The organism is Mesorhizobium sp. P2_E10, assembly GCF_056404235.1.
This window is the reverse complement of the sequence record NZ_JBFUEK010000007.1, coordinates 110,032-134,531: the sequence shown is the minus strand read 5'-3', so window position 1 is coordinate 134,531 and position 24,500 is coordinate 110,032. Positions and strand designations below refer to the sequence as shown.

General features: G+C 60.2%; 29 protein-coding genes. 26 read left to right on the top strand and 3 right to left on the bottom strand.

Translation table 11 applies throughout. The annotated features are described in order from the left end of the window. The first annotated feature begins 1 nt into the window (after nucleotide 1). Genes AC1D0N_RS19995 through AC1D0N_RS19975 form a run of 5 tightly spaced genes read left to right on the top strand, consistent with a single transcriptional unit; the run spans nucleotide 2 to nucleotide 1,718 of the window. Nucleotides 2–712, top strand: a complete 711-nt coding sequence (locus AC1D0N_RS19995) for a glycoside hydrolase family 108 protein (protein WP_477246874.1) — start codon at nucleotides 2–4, stop codon at nucleotides 710–712. 2 nt (nucleotides 713–714) lie between these two features. Further along, nucleotides 715–930: a hypothetical protein gene (locus tag AC1D0N_RS19990; RefSeq protein WP_477246872.1), complete on the top strand. Its 216-nt coding sequence runs from the start codon at nucleotides 715–717 to the stop codon at nucleotides 928–930. Continuing rightward, complete coding sequence (locus AC1D0N_RS19985; protein ID WP_477246871.1) at nucleotides 927–1,199, top strand: hypothetical protein; 273 nt, start codon at nucleotides 927–929, stop codon at nucleotides 1,197–1,199. Before AC1D0N_RS19990 ends, AC1D0N_RS19985 begins: the two co-directional genes overlap by 4 nt. Next, complete coding sequence (locus AC1D0N_RS19980; RefSeq protein ID WP_477246869.1) at nucleotides 1,184–1,402, top strand: hypothetical protein; 219 nt, start codon at nucleotides 1,184–1,186, stop codon at nucleotides 1,400–1,402. Before AC1D0N_RS19985 ends, AC1D0N_RS19980 begins: the two co-directional genes overlap by 16 nt. Beyond that, nucleotides 1,395–1,718 (top strand): hypothetical protein, encoded by a 324-nt coding sequence (locus AC1D0N_RS19975; RefSeq protein WP_477246867.1) that lies wholly within the window; start codon nucleotides 1,395–1,397, stop codon nucleotides 1,716–1,718. The genes AC1D0N_RS19980 and AC1D0N_RS19975 overlap by 8 nt, the downstream gene beginning before the upstream one ends. Nucleotides 1,719–1,756: 38 nt before the next feature. Here the strand turns inward: AC1D0N_RS19975 and AC1D0N_RS19970 are convergent, their stop codons facing one another. Continuing rightward, nucleotides 1,757–2,128 carry a hypothetical protein gene (locus tag AC1D0N_RS19970; RefSeq protein WP_477246865.1) on the bottom strand — a complete coding sequence of 124 codons (372 nt, stop codon included), beginning with the start codon at nucleotides 2,126–2,128 and terminating at the stop codon, nucleotides 1,757–1,759. Nucleotides 2,129–2,315: 187 nt separating this feature from the next. Here AC1D0N_RS19970 and AC1D0N_RS19965 point away from each other — a divergent pair, with 187 nt between their 5' ends. The 19 genes from AC1D0N_RS19965 (at nucleotide 2,316) to AC1D0N_RS19875 (ending at nucleotide 21,025) form a co-directional block, all read left to right on the top strand. Next, nucleotides 2,316–2,945, top strand: coding sequence for a hypothetical protein (locus AC1D0N_RS19965; protein ID WP_477246864.1), 630 nt, complete (start codon nucleotides 2,316–2,318; stop codon nucleotides 2,943–2,945). A gap of 74 nt (nucleotides 2,946–3,019) precedes the next feature. Continuing rightward, nucleotides 3,020–5,401, top strand: a complete 2,382-nt coding sequence (locus tag AC1D0N_RS19960) for a hypothetical protein (RefSeq protein WP_477246862.1) — start codon at nucleotides 3,020–3,022, stop codon at nucleotides 5,399–5,401. A gap of 13 nt (nucleotides 5,402–5,414) precedes the next feature. After that, complete coding sequence (locus AC1D0N_RS19955) at nucleotides 5,415–5,669, top strand: hypothetical protein (RefSeq protein WP_477246860.1); 255 nt, start codon at nucleotides 5,415–5,417, stop codon at nucleotides 5,667–5,669. Further along, nucleotides 5,669–6,397 carry a hypothetical protein gene (locus tag AC1D0N_RS19950; protein WP_477246858.1) on the top strand — a complete coding sequence of 243 codons (729 nt, stop codon included), beginning with the start codon at nucleotides 5,669–5,671 and terminating at the stop codon, nucleotides 6,395–6,397. The genes AC1D0N_RS19955 and AC1D0N_RS19950 overlap by 1 nt, the downstream gene beginning before the upstream one ends. 1 nt (nucleotide 6,398) lies before the next feature. After that, nucleotides 6,399–7,583, top strand: a complete 1,185-nt coding sequence (locus tag AC1D0N_RS19945; protein WP_477246856.1) for a hypothetical protein — start codon at nucleotides 6,399–6,401, stop codon at nucleotides 7,581–7,583. Then, complete coding sequence (locus AC1D0N_RS19940; RefSeq protein WP_477246854.1) at nucleotides 7,584–7,958, top strand: hypothetical protein; 375 nt, start codon at nucleotides 7,584–7,586, stop codon at nucleotides 7,956–7,958. A gap of 109 nt (nucleotides 7,959–8,067) precedes the next feature. Then, nucleotides 8,068–8,322, top strand: coding sequence for a hypothetical protein (locus AC1D0N_RS19935; protein ID WP_477246852.1), 255 nt, complete (start codon nucleotides 8,068–8,070; stop codon nucleotides 8,320–8,322). 374 nt (nucleotides 8,323–8,696) lie between these two features. Then, nucleotides 8,697–8,996: a hypothetical protein gene (locus tag AC1D0N_RS19930; RefSeq protein WP_477246850.1), complete on the top strand. Its 300-nt coding sequence runs from the start codon at nucleotides 8,697–8,699 to the stop codon at nucleotides 8,994–8,996. Then, complete coding sequence (locus AC1D0N_RS19925; protein ID WP_477246848.1) at nucleotides 8,993–10,102, top strand: hypothetical protein; 1,110 nt, start codon at nucleotides 8,993–8,995, stop codon at nucleotides 10,100–10,102. Before AC1D0N_RS19930 ends, AC1D0N_RS19925 begins: the two co-directional genes overlap by 4 nt. Before the next feature lie 5 nt (nucleotides 10,103–10,107). Further along, complete coding sequence (locus AC1D0N_RS19920; protein WP_477246846.1) at nucleotides 10,108–11,091, top strand: phage major capsid protein; 984 nt, start codon at nucleotides 10,108–10,110, stop codon at nucleotides 11,089–11,091. Between the two features lie 11 nt (nucleotides 11,092–11,102). Continuing rightward, a complete protein-coding gene (locus tag AC1D0N_RS19915; RefSeq protein WP_477246844.1) occupies nucleotides 11,103–11,594 on the top strand; it encodes a hypothetical protein in 492 nt (163 codons plus the stop codon). 57 nt (nucleotides 11,595–11,651) lie between these two features. Next, nucleotides 11,652–11,837 carry a hypothetical protein gene (locus tag AC1D0N_RS19910; RefSeq protein ID WP_477246842.1) on the top strand — a complete coding sequence of 62 codons (186 nt, stop codon included), beginning with the start codon at nucleotides 11,652–11,654 and terminating at the stop codon, nucleotides 11,835–11,837. 27 nt (nucleotides 11,838–11,864) lie between these two features. Then, on the top strand, nucleotides 11,865–12,548 hold the full coding sequence (locus AC1D0N_RS19905) for a hypothetical protein (protein WP_477246841.1): 684 nt from the start codon (nucleotides 11,865–11,867) through the stop codon (nucleotides 12,546–12,548). Beyond that, nucleotides 12,549–13,253, top strand: coding sequence for a hypothetical protein (locus AC1D0N_RS19900; protein WP_477246839.1), 705 nt, complete (start codon nucleotides 12,549–12,551; stop codon nucleotides 13,251–13,253). 95 nt (nucleotides 13,254–13,348) lie between these two features. After that, nucleotides 13,349–15,100 (top strand): hypothetical protein, encoded by a 1,752-nt coding sequence (locus tag AC1D0N_RS19895; protein WP_477246837.1) that lies wholly within the window; start codon nucleotides 13,349–13,351, stop codon nucleotides 15,098–15,100. Further along, nucleotides 15,093–15,560 (top strand): GNAT family N-acetyltransferase, encoded by a 468-nt coding sequence (locus AC1D0N_RS19890; RefSeq protein ID WP_477246835.1) that lies wholly within the window; start codon nucleotides 15,093–15,095, stop codon nucleotides 15,558–15,560. The genes AC1D0N_RS19895 and AC1D0N_RS19890 overlap by 8 nt, the downstream gene beginning before the upstream one ends. A 100-nt stretch (nucleotides 15,561–15,660) precedes the next feature. Then, nucleotides 15,661–16,557: a tail fiber domain-containing protein gene (locus tag AC1D0N_RS19885; protein WP_477246833.1), complete on the top strand. Its 897-nt coding sequence runs from the start codon at nucleotides 15,661–15,663 to the stop codon at nucleotides 16,555–16,557. Then, entirely contained in the window at nucleotides 16,554–18,905 is a 2,352-nt protein-coding gene (locus tag AC1D0N_RS19880; protein ID WP_477246831.1) for a phage tail tip lysozyme, read from the top strand. Before AC1D0N_RS19885 ends, AC1D0N_RS19880 begins: the two co-directional genes overlap by 4 nt. Beyond that, nucleotides 18,905–21,025, top strand: coding sequence for a hypothetical protein (locus tag AC1D0N_RS19875; protein ID WP_477246830.1), 2,121 nt, complete (start codon nucleotides 18,905–18,907; stop codon nucleotides 21,023–21,025). Before AC1D0N_RS19880 ends, AC1D0N_RS19875 begins: the two co-directional genes overlap by 1 nt. Nucleotides 21,026–21,294: 269 nt before the next feature. Here the strand turns inward: AC1D0N_RS19875 and AC1D0N_RS19870 are convergent, their stop codons facing one another. Continuing rightward, nucleotides 21,295–22,191, bottom strand: a complete 897-nt coding sequence (locus AC1D0N_RS19870) for a DUF4365 domain-containing protein (RefSeq protein WP_477246828.1) — start codon at nucleotides 22,189–22,191, stop codon at nucleotides 21,295–21,297. A gap of 337 nt (nucleotides 22,192–22,528) precedes the next feature. Here AC1D0N_RS19870 and AC1D0N_RS19865 point away from each other — a divergent pair, with 337 nt between their 5' ends. Together AC1D0N_RS19865 and AC1D0N_RS19860 are read left to right on the top strand one after the other, a co-directional pair. Beyond that, entirely contained in the window at nucleotides 22,529–23,377 is an 849-nt protein-coding gene (locus AC1D0N_RS19865; RefSeq protein ID WP_477246826.1) for an ATP-dependent DNA ligase, read from the top strand. Then, nucleotides 23,364–23,594 carry a hypothetical protein gene (locus AC1D0N_RS19860; RefSeq protein ID WP_477246825.1) on the top strand — a complete coding sequence of 77 codons (231 nt, stop codon included), beginning with the start codon at nucleotides 23,364–23,366 and terminating at the stop codon, nucleotides 23,592–23,594. The genes AC1D0N_RS19865 and AC1D0N_RS19860 overlap by 14 nt, the downstream gene beginning before the upstream one ends. A 99-nt stretch (nucleotides 23,595–23,693) precedes the next feature. Here the strand turns inward: AC1D0N_RS19860 and AC1D0N_RS19855 are convergent, their stop codons facing one another. After that, the gene (locus AC1D0N_RS19855; RefSeq protein WP_477246823.1) at nucleotides 23,694–24,449 is read right to left on the bottom strand and encodes a DUF4760 domain-containing protein; all 756 of its coding nucleotides are present in this window, start codon (nucleotides 24,447–24,449) and stop codon (nucleotides 23,694–23,696) included. Nucleotides 24,450–24,500: the final 51 nt, after the last annotated feature.

Sequence of the window (24,500 nt, the reverse complement as noted above, 5' to 3'; positions counted from 1 at the left end):
CATGGATCGCAATTTTACTCACGCGCTCGCGCTGATTCTGAAATCCGAAGGCGGCTGGTCCGACAATCCGGCCGATCCCGGCGGCGCTACGATGAAGGGCGTCACGCTCGCCAATTTCCGCCGCTTCGTAAAGCCCGATGCCACCAAGGCCGACCTGAAGAAAATCACCGATGCCCAGCTGTCGACCGTCTATCGCCGCTTCTACTGGGACGCAGTGGCCGGTGCCGAACTGCCCGATGGCGTCGACTACGCGGTATTCGACTTCGCCGTGAACAGCGGGCCTGGTCGCGCGGCGAAGTATCTGCAGGCCGTGGCAGGTGTTCCGCAAGACGGGCGCATCGGCCCAGCGACCATCGCCGCGGTGAAGGCAAAGCCGGCCGGTGTCATCATCGACGCGCTCTGCGATGACCGTCTGGCGTTCCTGAAGCGTCTTCCAACATGGCCGGTGTTCGGTAAGGGCTGGAGCGACCGCGTGTCGTCCGTGCGCGCTCAGGCGCTCAAGATGACGGTGCAGCCGGCAGCGGCCCCGCCAGCGCCCGTTCCTCCCACTATTCCCGCTCAACCAACGCTTGCCGCCCCTGTGGCGCCTCCTGCGGCCCCGCCAATTGTCTATCCCGCACCTACACCAACGACAGATACCGTGACGGTCGAACGCAATTGGTTCTGGCGCCTGTTGTTCGCCATCGTCGGCGCAATCTTCAAGAGGAAATGATGATGGAAAATGCAAAGCCGTGGTGGCAGTCAGTCGCGGTGTGGGCGGGTGTTTTCTCGCTGCTCAACTCCGCCGGGCTCGCCGGGATCAACATCGACTTTTCGACCGGCGATTTCACCGGAAACATCCATGAGCTGGGCGCGTCGCTGATCGGGTTCGCCATGAGCGCCGGGATGATCTGGGGCCGAATCCGGGCCACGACAAGGCTGCACAAATGAGCGCGGTCCTCGCCTGGCTGTTCAGCGCCGTGATCGGCAACAAGGTCATCATGACCCTTTTCGCAGGCGTCGTCGGCTCGATCGGGATCTATATCGCGGGCGGTATCAACCGCGCGAAGAAGGATAGAGCCCAGCAGGCCGCCAAAGAGCTTGCCGCTGCCCAGGACCGCCTAGAAATGGACCGTGAGGCTACAGCAGCGGAGCGCAACGCCGCCGGCATGACGGACGCTGATGCAAGAGCGGAGGCTGAGAAATGGGCCAAGCGTTGAAAGCTCTCTGCCTCTGCCTGGTGCTCGCCGGCTGCGTCACCTCGGCGCCGGTCGACAATCCCCGGCAAGTCTGGTGCGATCACAACAAGCCGCGCCGGCCGTCTTCGGCTGTCATCGCGGCTATGACCCGGCCAGAGCTGGACGAAATGAACGCCTTCAACGGGCAGGGCGCCAGATGGTGCGGGTGGAAGCCCAATGCATGAATTCTTCGATCTGCTCGGGATCAAAGGCCCGGTCGTGGCCGCTGGGCTGGCTGGGGGCGTCCTAAGAGCGCTTTCGCGTCATCGGTACAAGATCCGCGAGATGGTGGCATCGCCGATCTGCGGTGCGCTGGCGGCTGCCTATCTGACCTTGCCGGTGGTGACCTATTTCAAGGCGACGGGCTTGCCGATTCCGGACCCAGCCGACGATACTACGACACTCGCCGCGGCCTTCCTGATTGGCGTCTCGGCGATGTGGATCTCGGACATCCTGTTCGAATTCATCGTGCGGAAGTTCAAGCCCGCGCAGAAGGAATGAAGGGCATCCCACTTGTTAGGGATCGCGCAAGGCTAGCCTCACTCCGAGTCGCAAGAGTGGTAGAGGCGGTCAAGTCCATCCATAATGGTATCGTATCGAGACCGGTTGTCGCCCCTGCAAGTGAAACCTTGGCTATCAATGTCGTTTAGTCGATTCAGATAACCCTGACTAAAAGCGTTGTTTGCAGAGCTTTCGCCGTCATCGTCTTCCGTGCAGATGATAGCAATACGCTCGAATTTGACCTTGAGGCGATGCGCCATCTTGGATGCGTCACACGTCTCGAAGTCAGCTGCAACGGAGCCCATTTTTTCGCCGAGGCCCTCGATTTCTGATTGTGGCGGTCCGGCGAAAGCCGGCAGCGGCGCGAGAAAAACTGCAAGTCCAAATGAGATGGTTATTACTTTCCGCATGATAATTCCCCCCTAATTCTCTTCTTTTCTGGCACCTTAGATCGTATTGGGCAAGAGGCAAGGCAGACGGCTCTACCTGACTAATTGCGCTTGGGCAGTGTACATAGATAACATTAGAAAAAACTAATGTTGTTCACTTATGCCAGGTGTGTTATGTCTATCAGCGGTTGAGGTAGGGGAGGAAGCCATGCCTGCGCTGAAGCTGCTATTCGCAATTGCGGTCGCGATACTCCTCAGTTCTGGACCTGCTTTCAGCCAGTTCAAATCTTACATATGTCCACACGTGTCTAGAGCAACTGAGTTTTGGTCGGACCGGATGAAGCTGACTCGCACCGACACCACTATCGGACCAATTGGTCCTCTCACCGAATCCACTTATAAATTCGAAGGGTTCTCTCCCAGGATTGAGCAGACTTTTCACAACAGGTGTACCAAAAACAGCGATATTCAGCCGGCTCGAACCTATTTTAATATCGATTTTACGATGGTTCGAAGATTTGTTCTGACTGATCCGATCCAAAAGGATCCTCCGGGGTTCTTGATCTCGTACATGTTCAAATCATATATTGACCCGGTGAAGTCACAACTTGGTGGGCAGACATTGTGGGGGATTAAGTTCTTCGACAAAAACGACAAAGAGATAATCTATTTTAAGATGAATACCAAGCCGGAACCAAATTGTACTAATCCGCGTCCGGTATGGGTTTCCCATACCTTTGAGTTTCCGGTAAAGTTTCTCTACCTGTGGGAACAGATTGATGCGTTCCGCGTCTCCACGTTGCCCTTCGATACTTTGGGTCGTTGCGAACATAATTGACAATCGTAGCGAACATTCGGAGCCCGATTCCAAGCGGCTAATCTTTTCGCGCGCCGGGCGGCCATTGTGCCGGCATGGCCAAATCGGACAAGCGAACGCCCGAAGAGCAGAAGCAGGGGCAGGCCCTCCGCGACGAGGGCTCCAAATGGCTTGCGCGCATCGATTCCGCCACCAAGCTTGAAAAGCAGTGGATGGACGACGCCGAAAAGGCCGTGAAGGCCTTCACGGGCGAAACATCGAACCGCGACTACAGTTCGTCGACGCCGCTCGGCAACACCTACGATTTCAACATCCTTTTCGCCAACGTCGAAACCATCGTGCCGGCGGTCATCAACAGTCCGCCGCAGCCGGACGTACGCCGCCGGTTCAACGATGAAGATCCGGCCGCGAAGGATGTCGCCATCATTATCGAGCGGTCGATCAAGGTCCAGGTCGACGACAGCAAGCTTCAGGTCGAATTGGAGGGCCAGGCACAGGATGGATTCCTTGCTGGTCGCGGCGTGGTCAGGCTTCGTTTCAAGAGCGATTTCATAAAGGACGCGAAGGATGAAATCGCGGCCGATGACGCGGATTCAAATACTGGCGCTTCAGAGGCTGGAGACGAGCCTGGGAGCGGGGAGGAATATTCAGCGGCATCTGGCGGCACTCCTGCGGCAGGCCCATCCGAACGCCTCGCCAACGAGCGCATCGAATTCGAGGCCGTAAGCTGGCGCGACTACCGTCACGGCCCGGCCAAGCGCTGGCAAGATCGACCGTGGGAGGCGTTTCGCTTCTGCTTGTCCCGTGAGGACGAGGATACCGCGTTCGATTCCGCCATGATTGGTATCCAGACCAGCGACCAGGAAAAGAAGGCGCGCGGCGAAGCCGACAGCGACCTGACCGGTTGGGAAATCTGGTGCATCAAGACGCGCAAGGTCTATTTCGTCGACGATAACGGCGTGATGCTGAAGACGCTGCCCGACCCGCTTGGCCTGACGAATTTCTACTGCATTGGTACGCCGGTCCAGCCGATCGAACTCACCGGCAGGCTGATGCCGGTCAACCCCTTCTCCGTCTATTGCAAGCTCGCCGACGAACTCGACTTGGCGACCAAGCGCATTGCCGTCATCACCAACCACATGAGGGTCAAGGGCTGGTATCCGGGCGATGCTGGCGACATCGCCAACATGCTGGCGGCCGACGACACTGAATTTGTCGCGATCGGCAACGCTGAAATCTGGGCAGCCAATGGGGGGCTCTCAGGAGCGGTCGCGTTCTGGCCCGTGGAAAAGTTCATCCTGGTGCTGCGCGAGCTGTACGCGTCTCGCGAGCAGACCAAACAGGCAATTTACGAGATCACGGGGATCTCCGACATCGTGCGCGGTGCTTCGAAGGCCGGCGAGACGCTTGGCGCGCAGCAGATTAAGACGCAATGGGGCTCGCTGCGGATCCAGAAGATGCAGCGCATGATGGAACGCGGCGCGCGCGACCTGTTCGCGATGATGTCCGAAATCATCCCGGCCAAGTTTTCGCATGAAACACTGCAGCAGATGACCGGCGTCCAGCTTATCCCGACCCAGCAGGATCTGACACCAATCCAGCCGCCGCCATCACCGCCGCAGGGCGCCCAAGTGCCGCCGGAAACGATGCAGCAATATCAGCAGGCCGTGGCAGCCGCACAGATGGCTGAAAAGGCCCGCCGGGCCAAGCTTGCCCAGATGCAGGCCACCCAGCAGCTTTTGGGTCAGAAGCTTTCGTCCATGTACCGGATTGATGTCGAGAGCGATTCGACGGTCAAGGCCGACCTGTCGCGGCAGAAGGCCGAAGCAGCCGAGTTCCTGCAAGGTGCCGGCGCCTATTGGGCCGCTGTCGGTCCGCTGGTCCAGTCTGGTGCGCTGTCGAAGGAAGTCGCGGTCGAAATCTTCGCCGCGAACTCGCGCCTGTTCAACCTCGGCAAGTCGGTCGAGGACGTGCTTGAAAAGATGGTGACCGATGCCAAGGCGAAGGCCGCAAACCCTCAGGCACCACAGCCTAGCCCCGAACAACAAAAGGCTGAAGCGGAAGCGAAGACGCGAGAGGCGGACGCGACGGCAAAAGCGGTTGATTTCAAGGCCAAGCAGGAAGCGAACGCCCAGGATATGCAGTTCAAGCGCGAACAACATGACATGACCATGAGGGAAAAGCAGTTCGATCTGCGCTCGAAACAGATCGGCGCTGCCAAAGACCAAAACCAGGCGCTGGTCGCTCAGGGCATCGTTCCGCCTCCCATACAAATCGACCCGATCGGCGGCGAGGCCGTGCTGAAGGAACTCGCCACCCAGCGCGAGCAGTTCGCCCAATTCATGGCGGCGGTCGTGCAGGCCCTGACCGCGCCGAAACAGGTCGTGAAGGACGCACAAGGCCGCATCTCCGGCGTGGTCCCGATGATGCAGCAGCAGCCCCAAACCGCAGGAGCGCCAAATGGCTACAACCAGTGAAGTCGAAGTAGGAATGGCGGCAATCGCCGCGCGTCTGAGCGATCAGCGTCAGGTGATGATCAAGGTCAAGGCGAACGCCGGCACCGCGTCGACGGCGCTTGCCGCCATCCCGAATGACTTTGCCGATGTCATCGCCACGGTGACCGCCTACGGCACCAGCAACGCCTACGAGGCGACGATCAAGGCCCAGCTTACGAAGATGACGGCCGAGTTCAACGCCCTGAAGGCCAAGGCCGATGCCGTCGCAGCGGTGGACCTGAACAGCTAATGTTCGACGGGCAATTCTACCCGATGCAGCCGATCCAGTTCATGGATGGCCTTCTGGCGCCTATCATCGGGCAAAATCAGTACAAGACCTTCTTCTCTGAATACGCCGTAGGCGCTCAACCATCCGATTGGACGCGGCGTTTCGATCTCACGGGTTGGACCGCACTCGTCCAGACATCTTCTGGGTCGCTCGCAGGCAAAGCACTACGTTGGACGAAATCGGGAAGCCCAACACGCGGCCTTTTGTCATGGGACAAAATTCCTGCGGTCGCAGACGTTGAAATCCTGATGCGCTCGCGGGCGATCACTTCGTGGTCCGCTGGCAACGATTTTGCTCAGGCTATTGTTCGAGGTTCCGGCGTTGGCACTGCATGGACATTTTACGCGGGCATCCTCGCGACATCGAGCCTCAACACTCTCTACAAAGACTATCTTGTAAAAGGCGTAGCCGGCACAGCTACTACATTGGGCACACAGCCGAATGGGCCAGCGCCGAACTATACGGTAAATTCTTGGATTTGGAGCAGGTCCAGATTTATCGGCACATCTCTTCAAACGAGAATTTGGCATGATGGCGCGAGTGAACCCGGCACTTGGGACCTATCCCAAACGGACTCCGCCGTCACAGCGGGCGGATGGGTCGGCATAGGCAACAATTTCCTTGATCCGAACGCAGAGATCGATTTTTTCAGCGTCGCCTTGAACGGCGACACAGCGCTGGGACCATGACATGAGGATTCCGAGCGGCAAAACCGATCAGCTGATTTTCTTCGTCGCGGTCGATAGCGTCGACCTCAAGACGCGCAAGACCGGCCTGACCACGTTTACGGTCTATCGCAGTCGCAATGGCGGCACCGCGACCGTCTACACGACGCCCACCGTTGCCGAACTTTCTGCGGCGAACATGCCTGGCGTTTACTCGCTGACGATCGACGAGGACACCACGATTGCCTCGACATCGGATGCGGAGGAATACTGCGTCCACATCACGCAGGCCAGCATGGCGCCGGTGACGCGCGTCATTGAGCTTTTCCGCCGCGACACGACGACCGGCACCACCGCTTTGGTCGACAGCAACGGTCGCGTCGACGTGATCAAGATTGCGGGCACCACGCAGACCGCGCGCGATATCGGCGCAAGCGTCCTGCTGTCGGCAGGCACTGGCACCGGCCAGCTTGATTTCACTTCGGGCGTGGTGAAGTCGAACATGACGCAGCTGCTCGGCACCGCTGCGGCGACGCCTTCGACAGCGGGCATTATCGAGGTGAACCTGAAGAACATCGCAAACGCCGCTATCGCTACCGGCACCGCACAGCTTGGCGTCAACGTGGTGAACGCTGGCGGCACTGCATGGGGCTCCGGCGCCATAACGGCGGGCTCGATCGCCACTGGCGCGCTGACCTCCGCCAAGTTCGCAGCGAACGCCCTCGATGCTGTCTGGTCGACCGCTACACGCCTGTTGACCGCCGGCACGAACATCGTCCTTGCCAAGGGAACCGGCGTGACCGGCTTCAACGATCTGGACGCGCCGGGCGTCCGTACTGCGGTCGGCCTGGCTTCGGCTAACCTGGACACCCAGCTTTCCACGCTGTCGGGCAATGACACCACCATCAATGGCAACGTGCTGGCCGTTAAGTCGAAGACCGACAACCTGCCAGCAGCTCCTGCCGCAGTCAGCGACATCCCGACCGCAAACGCCAACGCCGATGCGCTGCTTGACCGTACGGCTGGCGTAGAGACTGGTCTGACGGTCCGCCAGAGCTTCCGGTTGTTCGCCGCCGTGCTGCTCGGCAAGGCAAGCGGGCTTGGCACCGGCACGGCGATCTATCGCGACACGAACGACACGAAAGACCGCATCAACGCTTCGGTCGACGCCGATGGCAACAGGTTGGCGGTGATCCGGGACGCGAGCTAAGTGTTCGGCGATCGGTATTTTGGAAAGCGCTACTTCGGCAACCGCTATTTCGGGCCGGGATCAGACAGCGCGCCGCCGCTCCATCCGCCGGGCGGTGATCCGGGGATTTATTGGCGCCCGAAAATCTATGTGGATCGGGACTGGAATCCGGTCGACATCCATCGCAATCCCGAGCTTGTTCCCGAACTCGCCGAACTGCTGGACCTCTCGCCGGAAGTCCTCGCCGCTTTGCTTCGCGGCATACCGATAGAACAGCCACATCAGGCCGATATGTCTGCGCTGCTGGACGCCAAGATGGGACGAATGCTGATTGACAGACAGTTGCAGGCGATAGCAGACGATGAAGCGATCATTGCGTTACTGCTCGCCTCTTGAATACCAAGCGGACGCGCTAGTTTCCAGTCCTTCGACAGCGCGCACATTTACAAGTCCAGCAGATCGTGTCTATCTTGCTCATTGTATTGGCGCTTGGGGGGAATAGTCGATGCGTAAGAATTTCGGCCTCGTGGCGGTTTCGTTGCTTTTTCTGCTATCTGCATGCGCCACTGGCGGGCAGACTACGACAGGAAATGCTGGAGGCGGTACCGTTACCGTCTCGCCGGAAGTAGGCGATGTCTGCTTGGGCCAGACCGCCAATTGCACCCAAAAAGAAAAGGAAGCGGCGGAAAAAGCTGCCGCTGCTGCGCCTGTCACGCCGGCGCCTGCAACTCCTGCACCAGCCACCCCGGCGACACCGTGATGCGCTATTCTGTGGCCGCTGTTGGAATGTTGCTGTTGGTCTCCGGCTGCGTCGAAGGCGGAAACACTACGACGGGAGACGCTGGTGGTGGGAGTTTGACTGTCGCTCCCAAGGTCTACATTAACCAAGGTGGCGGCCAGCAACAGCAACAGCCACAACAGCAATATTCCTATCGATGCGTCACGCCTGTCACGATGTGCCCTATGCCGCAGCCTGGGCCGGCCGGCGGACCTTGCTGGTGTCCGACTCCTTACGGCCCCGCGCAAGGTCAGATTGGCTAGATCGCCGCAGACGCCACGCGCCTAATTTCAAACGGCTAATCTTTTCGCAGCGATAGGCTGCACCCTCCGTCCTGTCTGCAAACGGGACGGAAAATGGCGCGGTACGTATTTCGAAACGGCATCTTCGTTGATCGGCAGACTGGTGCGCCGATGGAGAAGCCTTTTGCCGGCCAGATCACCATGCCGCACGTGGTGTCCGACATCCCCGAATATCGCTCGCCGGTCGACGGCACTCTCATCGGATCGCGTTCCCAACGTCGGGACGATCTGAAGAAACACAATTGCGTCGAATACGAGCCAAGCCTTGGACCGACCAAGGGGCAAGCAAAGTTTCGCAACCCCGAGTTTTGCAAGAAACGCGGGATCCAGGTGTCAGAGGAATTCCGAACATGACTGCACTGCTTGAAGCCGCCACCGATCCAGGCGCTGCCGCCGCTGTCGTCAACGACGCGGCGCTGGCCAAGGACAATTCGGGCGGTGACGCCGCCCTTGAAGCCATCTGGAACAAGAACGAGCGCGACAACGGCGCGGAACGTGAAGCCGGCAAGTTCGTCAGCCCAGACCCTGACAAGCGGGCTGCTGCGGCATCGCCGAAAGGCGAAGATGGCGGGGAACCGGCTGGCGATGGTCTGACGCCTGGCGCCGGTGCGGTTCCCCTGCCTGATAACTGGAAAGGCCTTCAGGGCGCCGATGTCGTCAAGGGCGCATGGGAGAAGACGCCCGCCGAGATTCGCGCCTTCGTCGCCGCCCGCGAGCAGGATTTGCAGGGCAGGCTTTCCGAGCATGGCCGGCAGATGTCGACCTTCAAGCCTATTCAGGAAGTGCTGGAAAAGAACGCGCGGTATTTCGATCCGAACACCGGGAAAAAGGTGGCTGACGGCAAGGTCGTCACCCACGCCCAGGCGGTCGAGTACCTGTTCAACGTGCAGAACGCCATGGAGGCGGCGCCCGTCCAGACAATCATGGATATCATCGACCGGTACGGCATTCGCGACAAAATCGCGGCCACCTTCGGTCAGACCGTCCAGCAGGGCGAGACAGAATTGCGGCAGGAAATCGCCGGGCTTAAGCAGATGCTCGCATCTGTCCATAACCCCGCCACGATCGACGACCGCATAAACCAGAAGCTTCAGGAGCGCGTCGACCAGCAGTCGGCCGCCGACGAGGTGAGCCGCTTGGCATCAGACAAGCCGCTCTACTCCGAAATTCCTGAAGTCGACATGGTTGAAGCCATCCACAAGGCGCGGAGGAAGCTTGGCGACGCCGCCTCGAAAGAGGCCGTTTTCACCATGGCTTATGACATGGCCGTGAACGCCGATCCCGATCTCAGGGCCAAGGCAGCCGCTGCGAAACCAGCCGCTACCAATGGCGCCGCGAAGGTCGAAGGCGCTCGACGGGCCGCCGCTGTCAACATCCCCTCAACAGCATCGGGCAAGGGCCGGGTTCTCACCGAAGACGAAGAGCTGGCCGCTGTCTATGAGCGCAATCAAAAAGGATAAAATCGATGGCAGGTCCGTCGACTATCTTCACTGAAATGGTGTCCACCACGCTGCGCAACAGCGCGACGGAGGTTTCCGACAACGTTTCGAAGAACAACGCACTTCTCAACCGGCTGAAGAAGAAGAACAAGATCCGCGACCTCGACGGCGGCACCGAAATTCAGGTGCAGCTGGAATACGCCGAAAACAGCACCTATCAGCGCTACGCCGGCCTCGACACGCTGAACACCAACGGTTCGGATGTCGTCACGTCCGCGAAATACGACTGGTGCCAGGTGGCGCTGCATGTCGTGTCGAGCGGCAAGGAACTTCGCCAGAATTCCGGCAAGTTCGCGATGATCAACCTCGTCAAGACCAAGAAGGCGAACGCGCTGAAGACCGCCGCGAACAACTTCTCCGTCGACCTCTACTCGGACGGCTCGCTGTCCAACCAGGTCGGCGGCTTGGCGAACATCATCCAGACCAACGGCCAAGGCATTGTCGGCGGCATCGATGCCGGCACGTGGACGTTCTGGCGCAACAAGTTCAAGGAAGCGACGGGCACCAATACCGCCGCGACCCCGAGCGCCGCGAACGCCGCCGCCTTCACTGCCGACATGGGCTCTCTGTGGCTCCCGCTCAACCGCGGTGCCGACAAGCCCGACCTGATCATCTTCTCGCAGGACTTCTACGTCCTCTACGAGACCGGTCAGCAACAGCTCCAGCGGTACATGGATGCCGACATGGCTCAGTCCGGTTTCATCGGCCTGAAATACAAGACCGCTGACGTGATTTTCGACGACAACACGAATTTCACGACCACGGCAGAGAAGGGCTACTTCCTCAACTCTGACTACCTCTATGTCGACCAGCACAAAGAGGCTCAGTGGACGCAGGACGATGACAAGCGTCCGGTCAACCAGGATGCCGTGGTCATTCCCTTCTACTGGATGGGCAACCTCGTCTGTTCGAACAGGTCGCTTCAGGGCGTCCTGATTGACGCGGCATAAGGAGCGAAATCATGACCTCTTTTGTTGGAATGGACGTTACCCGAACCTACACCGCAGCCCAGCTGACCGGTGCGGATTCGGGCAAGGCTCCGAAGCTGAACGACCTCTACGAATCGTATGACGGCAAGACCTACCGGTTCGTGAAGTACAACCAGGGTGCCGGCGCTATCGCCGCCGTCATCAACAACGCCGTGGGCTTCTACGCTCCCGGCGGCACCTCGACCGGCGTCACGAACGAAGTCACTTCGGACGTGTCGGACACGGCTGCAAACGGCGCTGGCGTTCTCGCTGGCGCGCCTGGCAACGGTGAATTTGGCTGGATCCAGGTCAAAGGCCCGGCAACGCTGAACACCGCCCTGGTGTCCGGCGCCTCGGGTCAGGCTCTGGCCTTGTCGGTCACCACTGACGGCACTCTCAAGGTTGCCGCCGCCGTCACGGAAACGGTCTGCGCATATTCGATCCTGTCGGCATCGAAAATCATCATGTGCGCCTTCCCGTATTGATCGACCAACGGGCGGGGCTCCGGCCCCGCTCTTTCCCTTCAACCATAGGAGGCCAGCATGGCCAAAGCACCAAAAGCAGATGCCCCTGTCGAATGGGATGGCCTTGGCCAGTTCCGCAAGCTCTGGAACGGCGGCGAGCATCGCAGGGCCTTCGAACTCGCGAAGGCTGCCGAGCTGTCGGAAGACGATTGGGCGGTCCTGCACGGCGAATTCCCCGAGCTTCTCGATTTGATCAACAGCTAAGGGCGAGGCCCTTCAGGAGTCAGAAAAATGGCCGATACCGATGTCCCGCAAATCCGGGTGATTTCCTTCAAGACGAGCTACGTCCAGTTGCCTCTGAAGGGTGATCCGGTCACCGAAAAGTGCGACCTGAAGGGCTACAAGCTCGACGCCAGCGGCCGACGCCTGACCGAGCTGCAGGAAGAGGATTGGGTGACCTATTCGCCCAAGCACTCGCCGCTGGCCACCAGGACGACCGAGCGCGTTCGTCTGATGATCCCGGACCCGGAAAAGATGGGCAACGACCAGGACGGCGAAAAGCTGCGCTTCATGACCTATCGCTGGAACCAGATCGAACCGGCCTATCTAGCCTTCAAGGCCGGCCGTGACATCCCGATCAACGGCACGCCGCTTGCTGCCTGGGCCGGCGTCTCGCCCGAGCAGGCTGACGTTCTTCGAGTTTCCGGCATCCGCACGGTCGAGGAAGTGCGCGACATGACGGAAGGCCAGGCCGACAAGGTGCACCTGCCGAACATGCGTGACATGCGAAAGCAGGCCAAGCTGTTCCTCGAAAACACCGATGTCGCCAAGGCTGCGGAGCGCGAGGCTGCGAAGGATGCGGTGATCGAGGAAATGGCCGCTCAGAACGCCAGCATGGCCGAGCGCATGGCCGCAATGGAAACGTTGCTTGAAGAGCGGACCAATCCGAAGCCCAAGGCCAAGGACGCCGCTTAAATGTCCATCCTCGACGTGGTGAAGGGTGCTGCGACTGTCCTCGGCCTCGACGTGCCGACGCTGGTCTATGGCGCCACCACGCGAGAGATGGTCGAGATGCAGGAACTGGCCAACGTCATGGCGTTGGAAATCGTCGACGCCTTCGACTGGCAGAAGCTGCTTGTCCTGAAGACTTACACCGGCGACGGTCTGGCGGTCGATTTCGATCTTCCGACCAACTATGAGCGGATGCAGAAAACATCCTCGCTCTGGTCGTCCCGCTGGCTATGGGCAACCAGTCACCTGACCAGTCCGGATCAATGGATTGAGCTTCAGGTGACGCCGATCGCCACGGTGAACGGCTACTGGATCATGTTCGGCGGACAGCTTCACCAGTGGCCGGTGATGGCCAGCGGCGAGACGGTCAAATTCTTCTATGTCTCAAATGAAATCGTTGCCGCCAGCAACGCATCACTGAAAACGGCCTTCACCGAAGACGCCGACACGTTCAGGCTTTCCGAACGCCTGCTGAAGCTCGCCATCATCTATCGATGGAAGCAGAACAAGGGTCTTGCCTACCAACAGGCCCTGGACGACTTCGAAACGCTGAAGCTCCGGGAGATCGACAAGGATCCCGGTTCGAAGCCGGTTGTCTCCGGCATGCCGCCGGTTAGCTGGCGCGGTCGAAACGCGGCATGGCCCGGCACGGTCACAGGTGCGCCGTGAAGATGGAACGCTTTCCCGGCCGCCGTAAGGCCGTCCCCGTCCAAGCAGCGGCGCGGGCGCAGCCGTATACCTTTGGCGCGCCTGTCGCGGGCTGGGTGACAAACCAGAGCCTGGTGAAGTCCAAGCCGTTTTCGGCCCAGACGCTGGAGAACTGGTTGCCGACCTCAACGGGCATCGCCATGCGCGGCGGTTCCATCAAGCGCGCCACCATCGGCGTTGTTCCGGTCGAAAGTTTCATCACCTACAATGCCGGCGGCACCAAGAAGATTTGGGCTTGCGACGCGACCACCATTCGCGATGTGACATCGCCGGCCGATCCAGTTACCCCGCCGGCCGCATCGGTCACCGGGCAGACTTCTGGCTATTATGCCTATGTCAATTTCACCACGTCCGGCGGCTCGTTTGTCGTCGCGGTGAACGGGACCGACTTCCTGCAGCTCTACAGCACTACGTTCGACTGGTCGGCGGTGAATGGGCTCGCCACCTATCGGCTGAATTTCGACACCCAGACTGTCAACTATGTCTCCGCCCAGACCATCACCGGCGGCACCAGCGGCGCGACCGCGACAGTCGTCAAGTCGATCGACAATGGCGCGACCGGCTCGCTGTACATCCAGAACATCGTCGGCACCTTCCAGGACAACGAGACCATCACCGGATCGATCGCTGGCAGTGCAAAGGCGGATATCCCGGCCGGCGTTGTCCAGATTTCCGCCGCCATCACCGGCGTGACGACTTCGCTCCTGTCTCATGTCTGGCTCTATCGAAACCGCCTGTTCTTCATCGAAGGCGGTACGATGCGCGCGCGCTACCTGCCGGTCGACAGTGTGACGGGCGCAACGGGTTCGCTGAACCTGTCGGGCATTTTCCAGCGCGGTGGCTCTCTGCTGTTCGGTGCCACCTGGTCGCTGGATGCTGGCGACGGCATCGACGACAAATGCGTGTTCGTCACCACCGAAGGCGAGGCGGCAATCTTTGAAGGCTCCAACCCGGCCGGTGCGACCGCTGCTGAGTGGAATTTGGTCGGGCGCTATGATCTGACCGCCCCTATGGGCAAGCGCGGCACGATGCGCGCGGGTGGCGACCTGATCGTTGCCACGAAAGAGGGCATGGTCCCGATTTCGGCCGCGATCAACAAGGATGCAGCGGCGCTGTCGCTGGCGGCAATCTCCCGCAACATCGAACCGGACTGGAAGCGCGAGGCTGCTCGCCGGCTTGCCCTGCCTTGGGAAATCATCAAATGGCCGGACATGAACTATGCGATTGTCTCGCTGCCGATCACGTCGACAGGTCAGGAATCGTGGTCGTTCGTGGTCAATCTCGAAACCGGCGCCTGGTGCAAGTTCGTCGGCTGGGCCACGCGATGCATCGAACTGCATGACAGTCGGCTGTTCTTCGGCACCAACGAAGGGCTGGTGTTTGAGGGCGAGATCAACGGCAACGATAACGGCCTGCCGATCTACTACACCTATGTCGGCAACCCGGATCACATGAAGTCGCTTGGCGCGCTGAAGACCGTCCACCAGGCGAGGCCGACCTTTCTCAGCGCGACGCCGTACAACGCGCAAGTCTCGTTTTCGGTCAACTACTCCGTATCGTTGCCGCCGGCACCCGTGGCGGCCGATGGCGGTACGGCGGACCTTTGGGATTCCGGCCAGTGGGACGTGATGCTTTGGGACCAGACGGCGCCCACGGCATCGATCGGCGGCGGTCAATGGCTGTCGATCGGCAAGAGTGGCTATGTCGTCCAGCCTCAGGTGCAGATCACCGGGTTTCTCAACCAGCGGCCGGTAACGGAGTTTGTGCAGCTCGATTCAACCTTTGAGATTGGAGCTGTCGTTGTCTGATTACGCCATCACCATCGAGAACTTCAAAGAGGCCTGGCCCGAACTCGAGCCCATGTGCCGGGCGCACTACGGCGAGATGCAGGCGCGCATGGCCGGCGAGGGGATGACCATCGGCGAATTCAAGCCGCGCCTCAATGTCTACGGCGGCGCCGGGCATCTGCTCTGCTTCGTGGTCCGGACCGTCGAAGGCGAGGCCGTGGGGTACGCCTTCGTCTGGGTCACCCAGGACATGCACAACAGCGAGATGATCGGCCAGGAGGATACAATTTACATGCGGCCGGATCATCGAAACGGCATCGGACGCCGTTTCACCAGGCATATCCTGGCCGAACTCAAAACGCGCGGCTGCGTCAGGGCGCACGTGACCATCGCCACCGACCTACGCGTTGCCAAGATGTGCGAGCGCGTCGGCTTCAAGCGGTCGGCCATCGCCATGACCTACTTCCTTCAGGAGGCCTGACAAAATGTGTGCACCCAGCGCGCCGGAACCGCCGGACCCGAAAGAAACCGCAGCCGCGTCGACCGGAACGAACGTTTCGACCGCGATTGCCAACGCGAATTTGGGCAACGTCAATCAGGTGACGCCTGACGGCTCGCTGACCTATGACCAGACCGGCACCTACATTCAGAAAGACCCCTACACGGGGCAGAGCTACGAAATCCCGCGTTACACCGCGACCCAGACGCTTTCGCCAGAGCAGCAGGCGATCAAGGCTCAGTCTGACGCCGCAAAGCTGAACATGAGCAAGCTCGCCAGCTCGCAGTCGTCGTTCCTGAACGACTTCCTCGCCAAGCCCGTCGACCTATCGAATGATGCGACCGAAGCGCGTTTGATGGATCTCGGCATGAAGCGCCTTCAGCCGGCGCTGGATGCTCGTCGCCAGGCCAACGAGGCCGATCTGATCAACCGTGGCATCCGACCCGGTTCGGACAACTATGCTCAGGCCCAGAACACCCAAAATCAGGGCGAGAATGACGCCTACAATTCGTTGCTGCTGTCCGGTCGCGGTCAGTCGGTGCAGGAGGCTCTGGCCCAGAATTCGGCGCCGATCAACAATCTGACCGCGCTGCTGTCCGGCTCGCAGGTTAGCCAGCCGAATTTCGTCAACGCCAACATGCCGACCATCCCGACGACCGACACTGCCGGTCTGATCAACAAAAACTACGATCAGAAGCTCCAGGCGTGGCAGCAGGATGCCGCCAACTCAAACGACCTGTTTGGCGGGCTCTTCGGGCTCGGAGCGAATCTGATCAAGTTCTCGGATCGTCGCCTGAAAAAGAACATCCGCGCCATCGGCACCTATGCCAACGGCCTGACGAAATACGTCTTCGAATATCTCTGGGGAGATGAGCAACAGACCGGAGTCATGGCCGACGAGGTTCGGCACTATCGGCCTTACGCGGTCACCCGGATCAACGGCTTTGATGTCGTCGACTACGAAAGGGCGTTGGCATGAGCGTGCAGCCGTCTTTCATCTTCGGTGGCGACACTGGCGTGAAGACGCCGGAAGACCTCGCGCGCCTTCGCGCCATCGCCGACGCCCTTCGCGGCCCGGTGGCGCCCAAGACGGTCGGTCAGGGCCTGTCGGCAATCGGCGAGGCCCTTGGCTATCGCATGGCCGACAGCCGCGCCACGAATGCGGCGGCCGACTGGAAGAAGGGCGGGGATAGCGTGTTCTCTGCCCTGTTCGGCGGCGGCGGCGCTGGAGATGCCAAGACGGCGGCGGCAGGACCGGCAGAGACATCGGTGGCGTCTCCCGGCCTTGGCGGCTCTGCTGGCCCGGCTCCTGACCTGTCTGGCAACGATATCTATTCCGGCTTCATGGACACGGTGAAAGGCAAGATCACCAATCCGAACGCCTTGGCGGCGGTCGCGGCTACCGGAAAAGCGGAAAGCGGCTTTTCTCCCGGAAATGCTTTCCGCTCGTGGTCCGATCCCAGCCAGAGCGGGCAGGCAGGCGCTGCCGGCGGCATCATGTCGTGGCGGGCCGAACGCCTCGCCAACATGAAGAAATTCGCCGCTGACAATGGCGGTGACCCAGATCGGCCGTCACCACAGCTTCAGGCAGCATACTTCCTCCAGGAAGATCCGGGCCTGATCGACCGACTGAACGCGGCCAAGAGCCCGGCCGAAGCCCAGCAGTTGATGAACAACGCCTGGAAGTTCGCCGGCTACGATCGACCGGGCGGCGAAGCTGGTCGACGCATCGCGCTCGCCAATTCCTTCGCCTCGCAATTCAGCGGTTCGCCATCGGCGCCGGTGAACGTCGCGAGCCTCGACCCGTCCGCCGGCATGGCCTCGACCGCGCCGGGCGGTGCTGTTGCTGCCGCATTGGCAGGGCGCCCTGTTCCGCAGGAGTACGCCAGCAAGGGCGTCACGCAAGACCAGTGGGACAAGATGAACGCTCCCGACGGCGCGCCGCAAGGCAATGCCGTTTCGGCCGCTCTCGCTGGCAAGCCGCCTGTTCAGGCTGTCCAGTCGCCGCGCGCGGCAGATGGCGGCGCACCTGTGGCCACGCCAGCCCCTGTTGCCGCCCAGGCGCCCGGCGGCGGCGTCAAGGTCGCGGGCGGTGGCCCGACCGTTCAGCAACTCATGCAGGCCGCGACTGATCCACGTCTCAGCGCCGAACAGCGCGGCGTGGTCGGCATCCTGCTTAAGCAGAAGATGGCGGAATCCGACCCGGCCACGCAACTGTCGATGGAGAAAGACCGCCTCGATATGGAGAAGACCCGCATCGAAACGGAGCGCCTGAAAAACCCGCAGATGACGCCGGCCGAAAAGGCGCGCCTCGACTTCGACGAACGCAAGCTGAAGGTCGACCAGGACAAGTTGATTGAAGTTGGCGGCTCGCTGGTCGACCCGAACACGCACCAGGCCGTCTACACCGGCCAGCAGACCGATTGGGAAAAGCTGGACGATGGCACGCTGTACAACAAGCGCACCGGCGAGACGAAAGCCGTTGCGGCCGCACCGGGCGGCGGCGAAGGCAACATGTTCAAAGGCAACGCGGTCGACGCCCAGGCTCTGAATTGGCTGGTCAACAACAACAAGGTCACACGCGAACAGGCGGCCCAGATCGCGGCCGGCAAGACCATCACCGACCCAACGACCGGCGCAATGATGTTCCTGACGCCTTCCGGCATCGTGGCCCAGATGCCTGGCCAGAAGCCGCAACCGATCGTGCCGCCGACTGATGCTCAGCTGGCAGCTGCACCTGGCCCGGCTCAGGCGGCACCGCCTGCCGCGCAGACCGCTCCGGCGCCAGTAAGCCCGCGTGCTGACGATACCGGCGCACGGCCTGGTATTATCCCCCTGACCGACCCGAAGCTGGTCAGGCCAACGGAAACCCAGCGCAACCGCAAAGCGTCGGTTGACCAGGCTTTTGATGCGATCAACGGCGAACTTGATCGTTTCACCGAACTGGTCGGAAAGACCGGTATCGAAGCTATGCCCGGGAAGGACAAGGACAACCTGAACACGGTTCGTCAGGGCGTCATGTTGCAGCTGAAAGAGCTTTTCAATCTCGGCGTTCTGAACGGCCCCGACCTCGGGCTGATGGAAAAGATGATCTATGATCCGGTCGTCGATCCTCTGAAGGAAGGCGGCTTGGCCAACATGCCAGGGCAGCTCTATTCCGCTGTCACTGGCGACGCCAAAGACCGCACGATGAACAGCGTTGCCGAACTGAAACGGATGCTGGAAGGGATCAAGGCATCGGTCGGCAAAACCATTGTTCCGCCCGAGAGCACCACGCAAGGCATCGGCGCCGACAACCCCTACAAGTCCCGCTATGGGCTCGACTGATGGCTGACCTCGCTCGCATCAAAAACAATGTGGCCAAGATGGCGTCGCAGAATGCGCCCGTCGAGGACATTGACGGCTACATTGCCAGCGAAGGCGTGACGGTCGATGACGTTCGGAATTTCAAGGGCGCCGGCTCGTCGGTGAGGGTCGACCCCGACACCAACCAGCCACCCGGCGTTCCTGCCTTCAATCCCGATGTTCCTGGCTACAATGTCAAAACCGGAGAGATCGACCATACCGACCCTGTGGACAAGGTGGGCGCTTTCTCGATAGGCGGGCTTCGTGGCATTCCCATTGTCGGACCGTCCGTCGACAAGGCGTCGAGCGCACTCGCTGCTGCCATGCAGATGCCATTTTCCGACAAGAGCTTCGGTGAACTGTATGACCAGAACAATCGCTATGGTGATGCAGTCGTGCGAGACAACCCGCACACTGCTACCGCAGGCAGCGTTACAGGTGCTGTAGCGGGCACTCTCCCGGCCATGGCCGCGGCTCCGGACGCTTTTGGCATTGGCGCGGCGTCGATGCCTGCGAAAATGCTGGCCAGCACAATTACTGGCGGCACCATCAACGCAGCGGACAGCGCGATCCGATCCGGCGGCGACCCTTGGGAAACCACTAAAGGTGGACTGGTCGGAATGGGCACCGGTCTCGCTGCGCCTATCCTTGGCCCGCTCGTCGGCAAGGGCGCGAAAGCGGTCGCCGACAAAATCAACCTGGGCGCAGTCGCTCGCGCGCTCGGGCTCGACAAGAAAGCATTGTCGCTTATGGCGGATGCTGCTCGCCGGGATGCTCTCGACGCAACCACGCCGGCCCAACTCGCCCAGCTTGGCCCGGATGGGATGCTTCTCGACCTTGGGCCGAATATGAGGCACACCGCCGCCGGCATCGCCTCGCTTCCGGGCGAAGGCAAGAACATCGTTCGTGGCGCCATCGAGGCGCGGGACGCTGGCGCAAATCAGCGCATCCGGGGGGCGCTAGACCAGGAGCTTGGCCCTGCGCCGATCCCGTCCCGCATCAATGCTGGCATCGAAACCAACCAAACGGCCTTGTCGCCAGAATATCGTACGGCCCTTGAGAACTCCGGACCGGTCGATACCTTGCCGATCGCCCGCTACCTCGACCGCGAGGCCCAGGCCCTGCGCGGCGACGCGCAGAAAGGCATCCAGCGCATTCGGGCCATGCTCGACCACGTAATTACGCCGGAAGAAATCGGGAGGGCGCGAGCAACTGGCGCGCCACCTCCGGTCGCCGGCCTCGAAACCAATCCGGCCACGCTGCTCGAGACGCGAAAAGCCGTCGATGGCATGTTGGAGACTGTGACCGAGACGAACGCCCGAAATGCGCTCACCACGGCGCGCCAGGCGATCGACGACGAACTTCGCGCATCCGTCCCCGGAATCAAGGAAGTTGACGCGAAATATGCGGAGCTGGCGCGCCAGCGCGAGGCGGTCGGCCATGGTCAGCAGGTGCTTTCGAGCGGCAGGGAATCGCCTCGGCCGGCGGAGCTTGCTGACGAATTTCGGCAGGGCGCGCTACCGCAAGGAATGCAGGTCGGCCCGTCTGCCGTTCCAGTTCGGCTTCGGGAAGGCGCCCGCGCTGAGATAGAACGCATCGTCGGCACCAATGCGAACGACCGTGTTGCACTTCAGCGGCTGATCAAGGGCGAAGGCGATTGGAACCGCGACCGCCTCACGACGCTGTTCGGCGCCGACCGCACGAAAAAGATTATCGATCTGCTCGACCGGGAAAAGCTCTTTGCTGATACGTCGCAGATCGTCACCCGCAACTCGGAGAGTGCGGCCCGCATTGCTGCCCAGGACGCGCTCACAGGGGAGACCGGGCGAGGCTTTGGCATCCCGCAGGCCTACATGGCTGGCGGCGCGCCTGGTGCAGCCCGCGCCGCCGGCTATAAGGGGGTCGAGAAGGTTGTGGATGCGCTTCGCGGCCTTAAGAATGAAAAGGCGCTGTCGCAAATTGCTACGTCATTAACCAGCGGCGGCCGACAGAGCGCGGTCTTGAATGCACTTATGAAAGTGAACGCGGGATCTCCGCTGCAGCAGTCACAGGTCGATCGTGTCGCGCGGGCTCTTTTGTTGTCCTCTGCCGAACGTCGCTGACCGGTCCATCCAGATGCCAATGGCGAACATGAACAAGACCACAAGGGCGCCGCACAGAGCGCCATAGGCGAATTGAGGGGTCATCTGGTCCAGAAACCAGCCAAGGCCCTGGTGAAGTACGGCGAGGACCACGACCGTGATCACGGCGGCTATCAGTTGAAGGACGGTGTTCCTGGACATCGGCTGTACATAAGGTGATTTCGACGAAAACGGAAGGTCCGCACCAAAGCCACGGCTCCGGTCAATGATGGTTCTCGTGCGCCAGCATCCTATTCATAATCGCGATCCGCCATTCTTGCATATACCGCTTCGCTCCATTCCTCCTCGCTCCATTCCTCCTCGGTTGGTGGAGCAGGCTCTTCACGAGGGGTAGGGCCTTCGCAATAGAAATCCTCCAAAAGCAAGAATGCCTTTCCCAGTTCATTTACCGTCATTGCAAGTGTGTGCACATCTACCTCGCCGGAGTAGTTTTTGGGAGGCTCTGTGTATGTGTGGTCCGCCCAAGGAAAAAGCGCATCAAGCACCAAAGCCAATGACCGACTCGATGCATAGAACGGGATATCGAATTCTGCAGTCGCGTCCGGATCGCCGAAGCATATTTCCGCGCCGCGAAAGTTCAGGCTTTTGTTGATCCACTCCTCAATTCGAAGATAGGCCTCGCCTTCTTCGGAGGCGCGCCTTATCAGATCGACGTCGAGGGCCATCCTCTGCCGCCTCGTGCTTTCGGGATCGGATTTTGGAAGGCTGTCGAGAATGGTCTGTGCCGAATCGACAGTCAGCTTTGCATGCGGCGAGATTTCTATCGACCATGAGCCATTTTTCGTAACCCTAGCCCGGTGTCTTTCTACTCTAGTCCAAAGCATTTCGCCGGTTTTCGGGTTGTGCAAAATGAGTATCAACGGAAGCGCGTGCCGTTCCCAATATGCGAGATGACGCGGTTCACCATAGTACACATAGGCGGCGCCCCGTTTCCGAAAGTACGAGAGGCCCGACTTGATCTGAAGGGCGATTAGCTGACCTGTAGCGTCTTCTTCGACCACAGGTTCGACATGAGCGTCGATGCCAATATCGCTCTCTAACTGCCTTCGGAAGATCCATCCCATGGATAGGAATACCGTCTCCACGGCGTTCACCCCTATCTGCGCAGTGTTATCCGTGTTCGCCACTTTCGGTCATTCCTTTCGACAACCTCGCGAGGGTCCAATTTCTGGTCGCTTTCGGGATAAACAGCGCTGAGCGCTATCACCCAATTCGGGGAAAGTGGGCTAGGGCGACTGTTAAAAATATAATGGTCGGCCACCTGAAAAGGAAGGTGGCTCCCGCCGGTGGGCCTCCGTTCCAGCGATAGACCCTGACGTTGCCGACGATGCTTGCGAAGGTATTTCAGCAACCGCTAACGGAACCGAGACGGACATGCGATATTGAATCAAATTCGATGTAGCGTGGGGCGTTGCGATGTGTAGAGGTTCCGGCGGTGATCGGTTGTCCTTCATCGAGCCGTTGATGCCGACCTTGGTGGAGAAGCCTCCCGAAGGTGACGGCTGGACTCACGAAGTCAAGTTCGACGGCTACCGTTCGCAGATGATCATCGACGAAGCCGGCACCCGCATTTTCACCCGGCGTGGCCTGGACTGGACGTCCAAGTATCGCGACCTTGCGGCGGCCGGAGCTGAGCTTAGCGTCGAAAACGCCATCATCGACGGCGAGATCATCGTGCTGAACGGCAAGGGCCTGTCGGACTTCGCCGAACTGCGGAAGGCCATTTCCAGGCGCCAGCATGACCTCTATTTCGTGGCGTTCGATCTGCTGCACCTCAACGGCCACGACCTGCGAGACATGTCGCTGGAGGACCGGCGCGAGATCCTGGCCGAGATGATCCCGTCCGGCGGTCGCATCCAATTCAGCGAAGCGCTGCCAGGCACTGGCGCGGCGGTGTTTCACTTGGTCGACCAGGCCGGGCTGGAGGGGATGGTGTCGAAGCGCAAAGACAGTAAGTATCGCAGCGGCCCGTCGACCAACTGGCTGAAGGCCAAATGCTACGAGATCGGCGAATTCGAGCTGCTTGGCGTCGAGCGCGAGGCAGGCAAGCCAGCCTTTGCCTTGATGGCAGAGCGTGGCACAGGGCGCTATGTCGGATCGGCTTTCATCACCTTGAACAGGGAATTGCGCGAACGGCTCTGGCAGCGCGTACAGGACCACCCAGGGACGGCGCCGAAGGGCATGAAGCGGCCGGCGACGCAATGGGTGAAGCCGGGACTTATCGGCCGGGTAAAGCACTTGCGCGGAGAGGAAGATTTGCGCCACGCTTCCTTGCAAGACTTCCGAGAGGACGACACAGATGGCCGTGGCTAAGAAGGACCAGGAACGCGTCACCTATGCATGGATGTACGGCGCCCAGGCGCTGAAGGATGGCAAGGAGCGTGTGGTGCCGCCTTACTGGGAAGAACACGCCGAATCCTGGCTTCAGGGCTATGACGGTGTGCCATCGGCCGCGATGGGCAAGACCCAGGCTGTCAGTGACGAGATGGAAGCCGAGATCGACCAAGCCGCCGTTGAGCGCCCGGAATGAGCGCGCTCGTGGCCTAAATGGGTTGGCCGAGGCAACGGCCTTTACCTGGCAGGGCGCCAAACGTCTGTGCGGGGGAATCTGTGAATCCCCCTGCTGTTCTCATCCGTGAGTAGTGGTGCTCCAGATCAGCCAAGCCACTACCATCAGAAATACAAGCCGACCAAGAGTGACAAGTTGAAAACTCTTTCTCATGGCTTCGGCTAGGTCTTTAAGTTCCGCCCTCATTGGATCGCGAGGGACGCACATAGCGAGGGAACCGACCCAGTAGTGACACAGGAAGATAACATGGTAGGCTTTGAACAGAGGTCGGTGCAAGGCGAACTCCACCACCTTGATCACATAGCTCAGGTTGGGGAAGGCAAAACGGATATAGTGGGTTTCAAACGCCTTGAACGCTGTGGGCTGCTCGTTGATCTCCCGGACCGTAGCGATGTACTGCCGCGACTGCTCGAAGAAGCTCATAGTTAGGCTGCGCTGAGACTCATAAAGATATTTCTCCGACACCAGCCCGTGCATGATGTCCACAGCAGCGAATTCAAAGTAGACGAGGGCCTCCCGGATGTCCTTTTGTAAAGTCGGCGTTGATGGCGTCGCAACACCATAGGCCGGGAACGGAATCCGCGCCTTAAGATAGGGATCGGAAAGACTTCTGAGGATAGGGTAAATCGGATGGGTGTCAGCAAGCAGGTACTTGTTTGCTTTTTCGCGACGGAACGCGTTGGTTGATTGTCGGGCTGATATGTACCAGCCGAGGACTATCAGGATACCCGTGAGGAGAACCGCATACCCGTCTGGGATTTTTACTATAGATGTGTGCTCACCAAGCCCGATCAATTGGCCAAGAAACTCGCCCATAACGAAAAAAGCCCCCGCTACATTGCAGAGGCTTTTAGCGCATTTGCAGAT